Raw genomic sequence first — 15,023 nt, forward strand, 5'->3', positions numbered from 1 at the left:
GTGATCCACATGGACAAGCTCGACGGTAAGGTCGCCGTCATCTCCGGCTCGGGCCGCGGCATCGGCCGTGAGATCGCACTCAAGCTGGCCGCCGACGGCGCCGCCGTGGTGGTCAACGACCTGGACGCCGGGCCCGCCGAAGAGACCGTGGCCGCGATCGAGGCCGCTGGCGGGCGGGCGGTGGCGTGTCCGGGCAGCGTCACCGAGAAGGGCTTCGCCGAGCACTTCGTGCAGACGGCCGTAGACACCTTCGGCGGCCTGGACATCGTCGTCAACAACGCCGGTTACACCTGGGACAGCGTCATCCAGAAGATGACCGACGAGCAGTGGGACGCGATCCTGGACGTGCACCTCAAGGCGCCGTTCCGGATCCTGCGGGCCGCACAGCCGGTGATCTCCGCGGCGGTCAAGCGCGCCGCGCAGGCCGGTGAGCCGGTGCCGTGCCGCAAGGTGGTCAACATCTCCTCGATCGCAGGCCTCGGCGGCAACGCGGGTCAGGCCAACTACGCCGCGGCGAAGGCCGGGGTCACCGGCCTGACCAGGGCGCTGGCCAAGGAGTGGGGCCGCTACAACGTGACGGTCAACACGGTGGCGTTCGGGCTGATCAGGACCCGGCTGACGGAGACCCCCGCCGGGGACGGGACGATCGACGTCCAGGGCAAGGAGATCAAGGTCGGCGTCAGCCCCGACCTGATGTCCGCGATGGAGCACGCGATCCCGCTCGGCCGCGCGGGCACCCCGGCGGAGGCCGCGGGCTCGGTGTACCTGTTCTGCATCCCCGAGTCGGACTACGTCAGCGGACAGACCCTCGTCTGCGGCGGCGGGTTCGTGATCTGACACCGCGCTCCGCGTGGACCTTCGAGACTGCTCTTCACCCTGCAAACAACCGGAGACACCAGTGAAACGGATCCTGTTCGACGCCGAGCACGAGGCCTACCGCGAGAGCGTGCGGACGTTCCTGGACAAGGAAGTCGTGCCCCATTTCGCGGACTGGGAGTCGGCCGGCATCGTGCCGCGCGAGTTGTTCACCGGGCTGGGCCGCCTCGGCGCGCTCGGCATCGCCGTGCCCGAGGAGTTCGGCGGTGCGGGGACCAGCGACTTCCGCTACAACGTGATCCTGCAGGAGGAAGCGGCCCGCGCGGCGGTCTTTCCGGCGGTGCTCGGCCCCGCGCTGCACGCCGACATCTGCATGCCCTACTTCCTCGAATCCACCACCGACGAGCAGAAGGCCCGCTGGCTTCCCGGCATCGCCTCCGGTGAACTGATCACCGCGGTCGCCATGACCGAGCCGGGCACCGGATCGGACCTGTCCGGCATCCGCACCAAGGCGGTCCGCGAGGGCGACTACTACGTCATCGAGGGCGCGAAGACCTTCATCACCAACGGCATCAACTCCGACCTGGTGATCGTCGCGGCCCGCACCGGCGAGCATCCGCACCGCGGCCTGAGCCTGATCGTCGTCGAACGCGACACCCCGGGCTTCGAACGTGGCCGCAAACTGGAGAAGGTCGGACTGCACGCCCAGGACACCGCCGAACTGTCGTTCACCGGCGCCCGGGTGCCGGTGGCCAACCTGCTCGGCACCGAAGGCGATGGCTTCTTCGCCCTGACCCGCAACCTTGCGCAGGAGCGGATCTCCGTCGCGGTGTCCGGCCTGGCCCAGGCCACCGCCGCATTCGACTGGACCACCGCATACGTCCGCGAGCGTAAGGCCTTCGGCAAGCCCATCGGATCGCTGCAGGTGGTCCGGCACCGGCTCGCCGAGCTTTCGACCGAGATCGACGTGGCTCAGCACTACTTGGACCGCTGCATCCTCGCGCTCAACGAGGGCGAGCTGACCGCCGTCGACGCGGCCAAGGCCAAGTGGTGGTGCACCGAGCTCCAGGGCCGGGTCGTGGACGCCTGCGTCCAACTGCACGGCGGATACGGCTACATGCTGGAGTACCCCATCGCACGCGCTTGGCAGGACAGCCGGGTCACCCGTATCTACGCGGGCACGACCGAGATCATGAAGGAGATCATCGGTCGCTCCCTCGACCTCGGATAGCGCTTCTGGAGCAGCCCGTACGCATCCGGATCAGGCAGGATTCACCAGCAGGAGTCGAACAGGAAATACTGGCCGGGAGGTGGACGCCAAGTCCACCGAGGCCTGAAACAGCACGGGCCACTCGCGGCGAGGAGGAGACGGTGACAGTGACGGTCGGCACGGAGGAATCCGCGCCTCCCGCGCGCGGCACCCGGCCCCGCAACCGCCGGGAGCTGGTCATCGCCGCGGCACGCGAGCTCTTCTGCCGGCACGGCTACGCGAACGTCGCCATGAGCGACATCGCCAGCGCGGTGAACATCGGTCCCTCGGCTCTGTACCGGCACTTCCGCGGCAAGCAGGAACTCCTCCACACCGTCACCGCCGAGGCACTGGAGTCCTGCCTGGACGGGCTGAGGACCGCCGGATCCGGCGGCCTCGACCTGCTGCTCCTCAAGTTCGCCGAGACCTCCCTGGCCCGTCGCGAGCTCGGCGTGCTCTGGCAGCGCGAAGTCCGCAACCTCCCCACCGAGCAGCGCGCCGAACTCGAAGAGCTTCTGCACGCCGCGCGGCGTACGCTCGTCGAGCAGTTGACCGCCTCCCGGGCGGAGTTGGACCACGCCCATGCGGAGCTGCTCGCCTGGAGCATTCTCGACGTCGCGGTCAGCCTCTCGTACCAGCACGTCGACCTCCCCGCGCCCGACTACCGGAACCTGATCGCGGACCTGATGCGCTGCGTGGCGACGGCCGAACTCCCCGACCTCGGTGAACACATCGCCGACCGCTCCAGCGCCGCGCAGGGCCTGGAGCCCCGGTCCCGCCGCGAGGGCCTGCTCGCCGCAGCGACCCGCCTGTTCGCCGAACGCGGATACGCGGCGGTCACGCTGGAGGACACCGGCAGCACCGTCGGTATCGCGGGACAGAGCATCTACAACCACTTCTCCAACAAGCACGACATCCTCGCCGCGGCCATGAACCGCAGCGCCGAACGGCTGTGGCTCGACCTGACCGAGGTGCTCGCATCCGCACAGGACCATGCGGACGCGCTGCGTTCGCTGGTCCTGCGATACGCCCGGTTCGCACTCGCCCACCAGCACCTGGTCACGCTCATCGTCACCGAAACCGAACACCTGCAGGACGACGACAGACAGCGGACACTCCAGACCCAACGCGACTACATCGACGAATGGCTGCACCTCATGCATGCCGTCCACCCGGGTATGCCGCCCGGGGAGGCACGCGTCCGCGTCCAGGCGGTCCTCACCATCACCAACGACATCGCCCGAACACCCCGGCTGCGCACCCGTTCGGGCATCGAGGGGAACGTTCACCGCCTCGGCTGCATCCTCCTGGGCCTGGACGACACCGATGAGCAGGTCGTGTAGGTGAGCTCAGGGGTTCTTGGATCATCCGTACGTCGTGATCGGTATTCCCGAGGGCGCGGTTGATGGGCTCTGGTGTTCCAGTGCCGTGCCGGTAACATGAGCACTCCTCATGTATCTTCGGGAGGCTGTCATGCCGGACCGTTACGACCTGCCGGCGGGGTTCCGTTGGGGCGCCGCCACTGCCGCCTACCAGATCGAGGGGGCGGTCGACGAGGAAGGCCGCGGTCCGTCCGTCTGGGACACCTTCACCGCCCGCCCGGGGGTCATCCGTGACGGCCACACCGGCGCGGTCGCCTGCGACCACTACCACCGCTACCCCGAGGACATCGTCCTGATGAGGGGCCTCGGGCTGGATGGCTACCGCTTTTCCATCGCCTGGTCCCGCATCCTGCCCACCGGCACGGGGCCCGTGAACCCCGCCGGCCTGGCCTTCTACGACCGCTTGGTCGACGCCCTCCTGGAAGCCGGCATCACGCCGCTCCCCACGCTCTTCCACTGGGACCTCCCGCAGGCCCTGGAGGACGAGGGCGGTTGGCTCAACCGCGAGACGGCGTACCGCTTCGCTGAGTACGCCACCCTCATGGCCGACCGCCTCGGCGACCGCATCCCCACCTGGATCACCCTCAACGAGCCCTTCGTCCACACCGTCTTCGGCTACGCCCTGGGCACCCACGCCCCCGGCCGCACCCTGATGTTCGAGGCCCTGCCCGCTGCCCACCACCAACTCCTCGCCCACGGCCTGGCTGCCACGCTGCTCCATGAGCGCGGCCTGGAGGTGATGCTCTCCAACAACCTCACCCCGGTGTGGCCGGCCTCCTCATCGCCCGAGGACGTGGCCGCCGCCGAGACCTACAACACCCTGCACAACCGCCTGTTCACCGACCCCGTCCTCCTCGGCCACTACCCCGACCTCTCCGTCCTCGGCGTCCCCGACGACATCTATGGCTCCATCCGCCCCGGCGACACCGACCTCATCCACACCCCGCGCCTCGACGGACTCGGCATCAACTACTACAACCCCACCCGTGTCGCCGCCCCCGCCTCCCCGGGGCTGCCGTTCGACCTGGTCGACATCCCGGAGGTCCCCCGCACCGCCTTCGGCTGGCCCGTCGTCCCCGACGGCCTCCGGCAACTCCTCGTCGGTTTGAAGGACTCGTACGGCGAAGCCCTCCCGCCCATCACCATCACCGAAAACGGCTGTTCCGTCGAAGAAGCCACCGCCCCCGACCGCCCCCGCATCGACTTCCTCTCCACCCATCTCGACGCCCTCGCCCGGGCCATCGCCGAGGGCGCCGACGTCCGCGGCTACTACACCTGGTCCCTCCTCGACAACTTCGAATGGGCCGAAGGGCTGTTCAGCCAGAGGTTCGGCCTCGTCCACGTCGACTTCGCGACGCAGCGTCGCACCCCGAGGGCGTCGTACGCGTGGTACCGGGACCTGATCGCCGCCCACCGGGCGCGGCACGGGAGGTAGCCGCTACCTCCGGATGAACAGCATGCCTGGCGCGGAGCTCACTCGGGTGCTGCGCCAGGCCTGTGGTACAGCTGGGATCGCAGCCTGTCGGACGGGCTTAACTGATCGTTTCAGAATGACTTGGGCTCAAGGTCTTGCGCTCAGGTGATCTTGGTCGGCAGGGTGTCCGGGTGCGTGCTGATCTTGTTCCGGACGGTCTGTGGGAGCGTGTGGCTCCGCTGCTGCCACCCGCTCCCGAGCGGCGTCGGCGCTATCCCGGGCGCCTGCGTGCCTGGGTCGATCGCTGGAACGCGTTGTCCACGGGTCTCCTGCGCGAGGAGTTTCCGCCCTGGCCAGCCCGCCGCCGTCGCCCCGCCAACTGGATGGGGAAGTCCTGGCCCGATGACGTCCTGTGCCCCCATGATCGTGAGCCGGTGAGCTGAACGCACAACAGCTCCGCCAGGTCAGGTAGCTCTACGCTGGCCGGGTGACCGGTGATCTGGAGCGGTCGTGCCCGGTGCGCGGTGGCCGACTGGGGGCCAAGGCCCGAGCTGCGGCGATGTTCTGTTCAGCGCGGTGTCGCTCGGCGCATTGGCGTTCAGTGCGGCGTTCGCGTGTCAAGGTGGCCGCGATCCGTGCGGCCGTGATGGCCACGTGCCCGGTGTGCGGGGCGTCGTGGACGGTGGGCCCCCGCCCATGCAGAAGCCCACCTGGCCTGGAGCGCGATCACCTTGATGCTGCGACGCCTCACCCGCAGCGCCGGGGCGGAGGTAGAGCCCAGGGTCACACTCGCCGCGTGATCAGGGGGCGGATTCAGTCCTCGCCGAGAAGCCACGAGTAGAACCCGGCCCCGTCTGCCGGAAGCGGATCACCTGACTCGTGAGGGAGCACCCAGATCGCGGCCATGGACGGCTCTCCGTACGACGAGAACTCCTCGCCTTGGGCCACGACGACAGCTGCCGAGGTGGTCCGCCAGGCAGCGAAGTGCCAGTCGTCGGCCTCCGTCTCCAGTACGGCAGTCGCCTCAGGCTGCCCGAGTTCCGCTGAGACCATCTCGCAACCGTGCTGCCACGCTTCGAAGAACGGCCGCTCGCCAGCGTTCAGGATTCCCCACCCATCGAGACTGCTGGCCTCGTGGAAGTCGTCACCGAGCGGGCCGCGGTCCGCTCGGCGGCCCCGAGGCCGAGCCGCGCACGCCGCGCCTGGTCCCGGTCCGAGACCGTGGGCCGGTCGGCCCTGCGGACAGGGACGGTCCGCCTCAAGCGCTGGTCCGGCGCGGCGGCGGAGCATGAGGGTATGAACGGCACCGGTCCAGACACTCCCGCACCACTGGGACGCGGGCGCTGCATGGACAAAGCGCCCAGCTCTGTGGGACCTCTCACCCGCCGAGCGCCTGGCCCGCATCCAACCTTGCTGAGACGGATCATGGTCTGAGGCCGTGGCACGGGCGGCGACAACCGCCTCTCTGCGGACACGCTCGTCAAACGGTCCGCCGTCGGGAGCGAAGAGGTTCAGGGCCTGGCGGAGGTCCTGCTCGAAGGCCGCCCGGTCGGGGCCGAGTGCGGCCGGGCTGGTGAAACTGTAGGAGAGCTGGAGACCAACGCGGGGATGAGTCTGGGCGTCATGGGCCACCAGGTCCGTAGGCGGCGTGAGCCGGTGTCAGATCCGGCGCAGTGAGGTGATCACGACGGCGCCGACGATCAGATGCATCGGGGCCGACAGGAGCTGGTCGGCCATGGTGATGCCGGCCCCGTTGTAGGGGAGGCCGCCGACGGGCGTCGGGACCGTGAGTACGGTGATACCCGACGCCGTCGGTGAGGGCGAGCATATACAGGAGGCTCACCAGGAGGCCGACTCCTGTGGAAACGAGACGGCCGACGCGGCTACTGCCAGGACGCGTCCAGGCTGCCTACTTTGAGGTAGGGGACGCGGAACAGGACGCTGATCGACGCGCCGCGCGGAGGGACGGCGGCCACCGCGATCGACGTGGCGCCGCCGGACAACTCGGTGACCCAGGACGCGCGCAGGCCGCCCTGCTTGGCCAATGCGGTGCCGTCGGCCACGACCCCGATCAACGGGCCGTTGATCGGATCGGTGGCCACCGCCATCGACGTCACGTCGAGCGACCATTCGGTGACCCAGCCCGCACTCAGGCCGCCCTGCTTGGCCAAGGCGGTGCCATCGGCCACGACCCCGATCAACGGGCCGTAGATGTCATCGGTGGCCACCGCGTTCGACGTGGCGCCGCCGGACCATTCGGTGACCCAGGACGCGCTCAGGCCGCCCTGCTTGGCCATGGCGGTGCCGTCGGCCACGACCCCGATCAACGGGCCGCCATCGGTGGGATCGGTGGCCACCGCGATCGACGTGGCGCCGCCGGACCATTCGGTGACCCAGGACGCGCTCAGGCCGCCCTGCTTGGCCATGGCGGTGCCGTCGGCCACGACCCCGATCAACGGGCCGTTGATGTCATCGGTGGCCACCGCGATCGACGTGGCGCCGCCGGACCATTCGGTGACCCAGTTGTCCTTGCCGGTCAGCCCACCTGCGTTGCCCTGGTAGGCATACACGGTGCCGTTGACCAGGACCGACACGAGCAGGCCGTTGGTGAGGTCGCTGGCGACCGCGATCTGACTCACCCCGGTGTATGGCAGCTGGATCCGCCAGCCGGAGGAGGTGCTGACGTATGCGTTGCCGCTGGAGTAGACGTAGCCCGTCACGCCGTCGGCTACCGAACTCTGCGTCACCTGGTCGCCGAGGCCTGGCGAGAAATTGGTCGGTCTCCCCTGGTGGATGAAGCCGTAAGCGTTGGCCACGACCCCGGTCAGCGGGCCGTTGGTGGGGTCGCTGGCCACCGCGATCGACGTCGCGCCGCCGGACACTTCGGTGACCCAGCCCGCGTTCAGGGCGCCCTGAGCCGCGACGGCGGTGCCGTTTTGCACGGCCGCGATCAGTGGGCCGTTGGTGGGGTCGGTGGCCACCGCGATCGACGTGACGCCGCCGGACAATTCGGTGACCCCCGACGAGGCCACGTCGCCTTGCTTGGCGTAGGCGGTGCCGTTTTGCACGGCCGCGATCAGTGGGCCGTGGGTGGGGTCGGTGGCCACCGCGATCGACGTGAAGCCGTTGGACCCTTGGCTGCCGGGCAGTGGGCCGCCGAACCATTCGGTAGCCCAGCCCGCGTTCAGGCCGCCTTCCTTGGCGTAGGCGGTGCCGTTTTGCACGGCACCGATCACTGCGCCGTGGAAGGAGTCGGTGGCCACCGAGAGCGACGTGACGCCGCCGGACAACTCGGTGACCCAGGACGCGCGCAGGCCTCCCTGCTTGGCGTAGGCGGTGCCGTTTTGCACGGCCGCGATCAGTGGGCCGTGGGTGGGGTCGGTGGCCACCGCGATCGACGTGACGCCACCGGACACTTCGGTGACCCAGTTGTCCTTGCCGGTCAGCCCACCTGCGTTGCCCTGGTAGGCGTACTCCGTGCCGTTGACCAGGACCGCCACGAGCGGGCCGTTGGCGGGGTCGCTGGCGACCGCGATCTGTCTCACCCCGGTGTACGGCAGCTGGATCCGCGAGCCGGAGCCCTCTTGGACCCAGGCGTTGCCGTTCGGATCCACTTCACCGACAACCGCGCCGTTGGTCGGGTCGCTGGCGACCGAAATCTGCTTCGCGGCGGGAGGGTTACCGCCGCCCACCGCCGCCCCCGCGGCACCCGACGGGAGCACCGCCAGCCCAGCCGCGGCCGACACCACGGTCAGCAGGTGCGCCGTACCGGCGCGCAACCAAGGCACTGCGGGCGACCCGTTTCCAGCTCTTTCGAACATCAGTGATTCCATTCCTGATCGATGTATGGGCCGACGATCAGCCGGCCGGAAAACCTCACCGCGCACGCGTGACAGAACCTCGAAGACGACACACCAGCACCGGAAGGCCCCGGACTGGAAGGTGGCATCGGTCGGTTGTCCCGCCCCACCAAGCTGCCTGCTCCACGTTCCGTGAGCCGTTCGCCATCACGCACCCCCTCCGAAGACGCCGGCCACCACAGCCGGCGACACCATCCACCTCCATCTCCAAGTACGAACCCCGAATTCTCAAAGACCCGCCGCAGGGCGCAGCGATGCAGCCGGGCCCTCGATCCATCCCCCTCAAGCGGGGAAGCCGCCGGGGCGGGCAGCGGCGGCCCCGCTGGCTCTGCCCGCCCCGGGATCGGCGGCCCTGACACCGTGGCGCGTCGCCGACCACGGTCGTGAAGGGGGCAAGGGATCAGTGGGGGTGCGGCGGTGGTGCATCTTTGAGCGTGCGCATGACAGACCTTCTAATTTCCTCGGCTGTGGAAACTAGTTTCAGCGTATGATGAAATACCGCGAAGGGCAAGCGGCTCTTCTCCGAACTGGCATGGAAAGTCTCGAAGGTGATGCGGTGTGACCGGGCGAGGCCCCCGAGGCGAACGCGGAGAGCAGGCGGAGAAGATCACCACCGCCGCCCGCCGATCCTTCGCCACCCGCGGCTACGCCGCGACCTCACTGCGATCGGTCGCCCAGGACGCCGGCGTGGATCCCGGGCTGGTGCACTACTACTTCCGCAGCAAGACCAGGCTGCTGGAAGCAATCATGGAACCGCCCGAGGTGTTAGGCGCCGCCGTGGCCGCCGCCGCCGAACGGCCGCTGGCCGAGCGGGGACGCGCGTTCGTGCAGGCCAGCCTGCAGCTGTGGGAAGACGCCGCCTCCGCCGAGGTCCTGCGCTCCATTCCAGCTGTCGAGCGGGACCGCGGGGACGACCCGGTGCCCGGAGGGCGTCTCTAACTGATCGTTTCAGAATGACTTGGGCTCAAGGTCTTGCGCTCAGGTGATCTTGGTCGGCAGGGTGTCCGGGTGCGTGCTGATCTTGTTCCGGACGGTCTGTGGGAGCGTGTGGCTCCGCTGCTGCCACCCGCTCCCGAGCGGCGTCGGCGCTATCCCGGGTGCCTGCGTGTTCCGGACCGGCGGCGCTCGCGGGTGTGATGTACGTGCTGCGAACCGGTGCCGCCTGGCGCGATGTTCCCGCGGACGCCGTGGGCTGCTCAGGTGTGACTGCCTGGCGTCGGCTGCGGGACTGGACCGAAGCCGGCGTCTGGCCACAGCTGCACGAGGCCCTGCTGGTCGAGCTGCGGGCCAACGGCAGTCTGGACATGGACGATTGCGCGATCGACGGCTCCCACATCAGGGCGCTCAAAGGAGGGATCACGTCGGCCCCTCGCTCGTCGACCGAGGACGACCGGGTTCAGAGCACCATGTGATCGTGGACCGCCACGGCACCCCGCTGGCCGTGTCCGTGACCGGCGGAAACCGGCGCGACGTCACCCAGTTGATCCCGCTCCTGGGCGCGATACCCCGCATCCGGGGCCTGCCGGGACGCCCCCGCAACAGGCCCCGACGGCTGTTCGCCGACCGCGGCTACGACTTCGACAAGTACCGCCGCCTCCTGTGGAAGCGAGGCATCAAGCCCCTGATCGCACGCCGCGGCGTCGCCCACGGGTCCGGGCTCGGCCGCACCCGCTGGGTCGTCGAGCGGACCTTCGCCTGGCTCCACCAGTTCAAGCGACTCCGCACCCGCTACGAAGGCCGAGCCGACCTCCACCAAGGACTCCTCGAACTCGCCGCCAGCATCATCTGCCTCCGACGACTCCAAAGATCATTCTGAAACGATCAGTAAGCCCGTCGGGTGCACTGTCATCCATGCGGACATCGAGACGCGGTGCCGTGCTTCGAAGGCCTCGTACGCCTGGTGCCGCGACCCGGTCGGGCGGCAGTTCAGGGAGACGGGAGTGGAGCCGTATCGGGCTCCGGAAGGGCCTGTTCGGCCCAGATGATCTTGCCGTCCGCCGTCTGTCGTGTTCCCCAGCGATCGGCCAGCTGAGCGACGAGGAGCAGACCGCGCCCGCCCTCGTCGCTCGCCCGGGGATGTCGGACGTGCGGTGCCGCACTGCTGCTGTCGGAGACCTCACAGGTGAGCGTCATGTCGTGGATCAGGCGCAGCTGGACCTTCCCGCCGGCGTACCGGATCGCGTTGGTGACCAGCTCGCTGACCAGGAGCAGGGTGGTGGAGTCGAGTTCCTCCAGGCCCCAGGTGACCAGTTGGCTGGAGGCCAGCCGGCGGGCGGTGGCGACGATGGCGGGATCGTCGGGGAAGGTCCAGGACGCGATCCGGTCGCCGTTGAGGAGGCGGGTTCGTGCGGTCAGAAGGACGACGTCCTTGCGTGGCCGCTCCTGGACCAGTGAGTAGATGGCCGCGTCGCACATGTCCTGCACGGACCGCTCGGGGTGGGCGAGTTGACGCCGAAGCCGTTGGAGGCCGCGGCGGGGGCGGCCGTGCAGACAGCGCAGCAGCTCGGGAGTGTAGAAGGCCAGCAGGCTGCCGGCGGGGAGGTGCAGGCGGCAGCTCTCGAAAGGCGCCCGGTTGAGGCCCAGGCGTGGCCCGTCCGGAACGCGGAAGGCCGCGACGGTGCCATCGGGATGGACGATCTCCGGCGCCGGGTGCGCCGCCCGGGCGAAGACGCACTCACCACTGGTGGCGTCGTAGACGGCGTAGACGCAGGTGGCGCCGGAGGGCCCGCGCATGGGCGTGCCCTCGTCGGAGAGCTCCTCCGGCGCCCCGCCGAGACGGACCATCAGGTCGTCCAGGTGGGCGAGCAGCTCGTCGGGCGGCAGGTCGAGCGCGGCGAGCGTGTGGACGGCGGCCCGCAGTCGACCGGCCGCGGCCGCCGCCCGGAGGCCGTCCCTGCCGACGGTGCCCACCACCAGCGCCACCCGCGCTCCCGGGAGCGGGATGACGTCGTACCAGCCGGCTGCTTCGGCTGCGGGCACATGGCAGTAGGACACCTCGACGGCGTTCTGGCCGGGCAGCCGAACGGGAAGCAGACTGTGCTGGAGGGCCCGTGCGGCCCGCGACTCCCGGGTGTACCGCCGGGCGTTGTCCACGCAGACGGCGGTCCTGGTGGCGAGCTCCACGGCGGTGGTCACATCGTCCTCGTCGAACTCGGGTCTGCGCCAGCGGTAGAAGGAGGCCACACCGAGGATCACCCCGCGGGCGGCCAGCGGCGCCACCACCAGGGAGTCCACGTGGGCCGCCCGGATGCGCTCCGCCCTGAGCGGCTCGCGCAAGAGCCAGTCCTCGGCCGCCTCGACATCCCGGACGAGGCGGGGGCGCAGGTCGGACAGGCACTGGCTGAAGGGAGTGGGCGGTGAGATCACGTTGACGGTCCCGATCGGGAAGGCCGGCTGCAGGCGGCCTTCGGGCTCCGAACGGAATGCCGTGCGGCGCAGGGTCGCGTCGTCGTCGACCGGCCCGGGGGCGAGCGCATAGCCCTGGAACACCGGGTCGAGGATGTCGATCGCCACCGCGTCGGCCAGCTGCGGGACCGCCACCTCGGTCAGTTCCTCCGCCGTCCGCGTCACGTCCAGGGACGTCCCGATGAGAGAACTGGCGCGGGCGAGCAGCTCCAGCCGGTCCCGGGCCCGGTAACGCTCGGTGACGTCGATGACGATCGTGGCCACGCCGATGACCTGCTGGTCGTCGCCGCCCACGAGTTGCAGCGCGGAGACGGAGTAGACGTGCTCCCGCTCCGGATCGGACGGCGGGGAGCCGCGCTGCACCAGGTCGATGACCGGTTCCCCGGTTTCGGCGACCTTCCGGAGAATCCGCTCGTTCGCGTCGTTGACCAGGAGCGGCGCCAACTCGCGCAGTGGCCGGCCGATGACCTCCTCGCCCCGTACCCCGCGCACCCCCGCCGAGGCGGTGTTGAACCGGATCAGCCGCAGGTCGGTGTCGACGATGTAGAGCCCGACCGGCGACTCGGTGAGCAGGGCGTTCATCACGGCCCGGTCGACGCCGTCGGGGCCGGGCAACGCCGTGTTCGCGCGCTCACCTGGATCCGTCATGGGAAAGCCTGGTTCGGTCCTGTTCTCGTCGGTGGCCCGTACGAGGTCTGGCTCTCCCATCATGGCCTCGCCCGGGCGGGGCCGCGCGTCGTCCGGTCTCCCGGAGGCGGGCGGTGTTTTTCGGGGGGCGATGCCGTACAGCGCGGCCGGCAGCAGGGCGGCGACCTCGGCGACCGAGCCCGTGGCCTCCACGTACCGCACCACACCGGCGCTCTCGTAGTGCGCACGCACGCACGGCGCGGCAGTGGCGGCGTACTCGGCAAGGCGGGCCCGTGCCGTCGCCTCGTCGTCGGCGCGCCGGACGAGGTCCGCCCGCCTGCGCCGATTCGGTGGGCTATCGGGTCACGACGACGTGAACCGGGTAGGTCCTCGGCTGCGGGTTCTGAACCCCCAGTTCGTTCAGAATCGGCACGATGACCTCGCCGAACGCCTGGAACGCCTCCTCCGACTCCCACACATCCACGACGAGCCAGCCGTCCGCAGTGGGCGCGGCGGTGTGCGAAATGAGCCCGGGCACCGGCCAGTCCTCCGGGCTCCTGACGGGTCCCGGACGGCCTGCAACCTTCTCCACGCTCTTGTCGTACTGAGCCTCGGTCATCCCTGACAGCTCGAAAACCGCCACGATCGCCATACCGCACTCCCCTTGACACCGGTCGAACTCCGACAGGCCGAGTCGACCACCCTGGCAGCCCGCCCGCACCCCAACCGAGGCGAACGGGTGTGCCGAGGGGCGGGTGCGGGCTCCGGTGGACGTCTCCCACGGATGCTCCACGCGTATCGCGTCGCGAGTGCGCACCTTCGAGACGCAGCGGCGCACAGCGCGGCAGTCGGTGCTTCGGAGGGTGCGGCCTGTCGAAGGGTTTCGGTTCGGGGACGCAATCCTGTCGGTGCCGGTCGTCATGTCCTCGGGCCCCTCGGTTCCTAGGGTGGAGGCACCGGGAGGTACCGGACGCGCCGGCAGGTCTGGACGTCGGGACGTCAGTCCGGGCGGTGCGGCGTCTGGTTGCCGGATCCGCCCGTCGCCGCCGTGTCCGTCCCCGCCGTTTCGCGCATCCGAGGAGCACCATGACCGCCACGCTGACCGCCATCTCCCCCGAGCACGCCGTCCGAGAGCTGACCGTCGTGGGGCCGGAAGGTCTCGTCGAGCTGGCCCTTCCGGTCACCGTTCCGGTCGTGGGGCTCATTCCGGTGCTGGTCCGGTGCGTTGCCGGAGCCGGGGCCGGAGCCGGCGACTGGGTGCTCCGGCGGATCGGGGGTGCGCCGCTCGGCTCCGAGGACACGGCCGTGTCGCTGGGGCTGCGGGACGGGGAGGTCCTGCACCTGTCGTGCTCGGCTGCCGTCGGCTAGGTGGTCAAGCCCTCTGCCGTCCACCAGGCCCCGGGGTCGTCGCAGCCTCCGACGGCGAGCCGTTCGCCGTAGCCCTGCTCGACGAGGCAGCCGCCCCGGTGGGCGTGGATCCGGAGCCGGGTCGTGGACCGCCCGTCGGGGACGGCACCGGGTGCGGTCCACCGGGGAAGGGCGGAGAGGTCCGCGAACGTCCACGACTGCTCCGGGCTCGCCCCCTCCGGGCTGCTCCCGGCCCGCTCGTGGGCGAGGTAGACGGAGCCGTCCGGATCCGTGGTGAGCACCACGGGGCCGGTCCCGTCGTCACCGGCGCTCGGCAGCAGTGACTGGAGGACGAGTTCGTCGCCGGTGGCGGGCCGTACGAGCCACTCCTGGTTCTCCTCGGCGTTCTCCGGCATCGCGGTCACCGCGGCGCCGTCGGCGGCGTGCGAGGCGTCCGCTCCGAACGCCGTCATCCTCAGCCCGGACCGCCCGGCGGTCAGGTTGCCGAGCCCGCGCAGTGTTCGGGGGACGGCCCGTGGCGGGAGGTCGTCCGGGGACGGTGACACGCCGACCCCGGTGGCCAGGCCGGCGACCAGGAGGCAGGGGAGCAGGGCGAGCGCGGCGGTGGCCTTGGTGGCGGCGAGCGCGGGTCGGTACGGCAACTCGGCGGATCCTCGGGGAGTTCGATGACGGGGTTCCGTGTGGTGAGGGGCCGCCCACCGGAGCGAACCGGTGAGCGGCCCCTCACCGCGTGGGGGACGGGATCAGGTCCCGGGCGAACCGTCGGTCAGCTGCGCTTGGATGGACGTCATCACGGCGGCATCGGTCAGGGTGGTGGTGTCGCCGACTTCGCGGCCTTCGGCGATGTCGCGCAGGAGGCGGCGCATGATCTTGCCGGAGCGGGTCTTGGGGAGTTCGCCGAC

General features: G+C 70.1%; 11 protein-coding genes and 2 pseudogenes. 8 read left to right on the forward strand and 5 right to left on the reverse strand.

The annotated features are described in order from the left end of the window. Positions 1-9 precede the first annotated feature (9 nt). From AB0C76_RS04625 to AB0C76_RS04645, 5 genes and pseudogenes are all read left to right on the forward strand, one after another. The gene (locus AB0C76_RS04625) at positions 10-837 is read left to right on the forward strand and encodes an SDR family oxidoreductase (protein ID WP_359959605.1); all 828 of its coding nucleotides are present in this window, start codon (positions 10-12) and stop codon (positions 835-837) included. Between the two features lie 61 nt (positions 838-898). Next, a complete protein-coding gene (locus tag AB0C76_RS04630) occupies positions 899-2,047 on the forward strand; it encodes an acyl-CoA dehydrogenase family protein (RefSeq protein WP_359959608.1) in 1,149 nt (382 codons plus the stop codon). A 140-nt stretch (positions 2,048-2,187) separates the two neighbouring features. Next, positions 2,188-3,408 carry a helix-turn-helix domain-containing protein gene (locus tag AB0C76_RS04635; RefSeq protein ID WP_359959611.1) on the forward strand — a complete coding sequence of 407 codons (1,221 nt, stop codon included), beginning with the start codon at positions 2,188-2,190 and terminating at the stop codon, positions 3,406-3,408. 130 nt (positions 3,409-3,538) lie between these two features. Further along, positions 3,539-4,882, forward strand: a complete 1,344-nt coding sequence (locus AB0C76_RS04640) for a GH1 family beta-glucosidase (RefSeq protein WP_359959613.1) — start codon at positions 3,539-3,541, stop codon at positions 4,880-4,882. A 170-nt stretch (positions 4,883-5,052) separates the two neighbouring features. After that, positions 5,053-5,145: pseudogene (locus AB0C76_RS04645) on the forward strand (IS5/IS1182 family transposase); the annotation flags it as partial. A 529-nt stretch (positions 5,146-5,674) separates the two neighbouring features. On the opposite strand, the gene AB0C76_RS04650 reads toward AB0C76_RS04645, so the two are convergent. Then, positions 5,675-5,914 carry a hypothetical protein gene (locus tag AB0C76_RS04650; RefSeq protein WP_359959616.1) on the reverse strand — a complete coding sequence of 80 codons (240 nt, stop codon included), beginning with the start codon at positions 5,912-5,914 and terminating at the stop codon, positions 5,675-5,677. Between the two features lie 830 nt (positions 5,915-6,744). Beyond that, complete coding sequence (locus AB0C76_RS04655; RefSeq protein WP_359959619.1) at positions 6,745-8,694, reverse strand: hypothetical protein; 1,950 nt, start codon at positions 8,692-8,694, stop codon at positions 6,745-6,747. A 585-nt stretch (positions 8,695-9,279) separates the two neighbouring features. Between AB0C76_RS04655 and AB0C76_RS04660 the strand changes: the two genes are divergently transcribed. Both AB0C76_RS04660 and AB0C76_RS04665 read left to right on the forward strand, forming a co-directional pair. After that, a complete protein-coding gene (locus AB0C76_RS04660; protein WP_359959622.1) occupies positions 9,280-9,660 on the forward strand; it encodes a helix-turn-helix domain-containing protein in 381 nt (126 codons plus the stop codon). 69 nt (positions 9,661-9,729) lie between these two features. After that, a pseudogene (locus AB0C76_RS04665) lies at positions 9,730-10,537 on the forward strand (IS5 family transposase). A gap of 110 nt (positions 10,538-10,647) precedes the next feature. On the opposite strand, the gene AB0C76_RS04670 reads toward AB0C76_RS04665, so the two are convergent. Then, positions 10,648-13,005, reverse strand: coding sequence for a SpoIIE family protein phosphatase (locus tag AB0C76_RS04670; RefSeq protein ID WP_359959625.1), 2,358 nt, complete (start codon positions 13,003-13,005; stop codon positions 10,648-10,650). Between the two features lie 103 nt (positions 13,006-13,108). After that, positions 13,109-13,405: a hypothetical protein gene (locus AB0C76_RS04675; RefSeq protein ID WP_359959628.1), complete on the reverse strand. Its 297-nt coding sequence runs from the start codon at positions 13,403-13,405 to the stop codon at positions 13,109-13,111. Between the two features lie 434 nt (positions 13,406-13,839). Here AB0C76_RS04675 and AB0C76_RS04680 point away from each other — a divergent pair, with 434 nt between their 5' ends. After that, the gene (locus AB0C76_RS04680) at positions 13,840-14,121 is read left to right on the forward strand and encodes an EsaB/YukD family protein (protein WP_359959631.1); all 282 of its coding nucleotides are present in this window, start codon (positions 13,840-13,842) and stop codon (positions 14,119-14,121) included. On the opposite strand, the gene AB0C76_RS04685 is transcribed toward AB0C76_RS04680, so the two are convergent. After that, positions 14,118-14,762, reverse strand: coding sequence for a hypothetical protein (locus AB0C76_RS04685; protein WP_359959634.1), 645 nt, complete (start codon positions 14,760-14,762; stop codon positions 14,118-14,120). The genes AB0C76_RS04680 and AB0C76_RS04685 overlap by 4 nt on opposite strands. Positions 14,763-15,023 lie beyond the last annotated feature (261 nt).

This window comes from Kitasatospora sp. NPDC048722 (genome assembly GCF_040650235.1).
Classification (GTDB): domain Bacteria; phylum Actinomycetota; class Actinomycetes; order Streptomycetales; family Streptomycetaceae; genus Kitasatospora.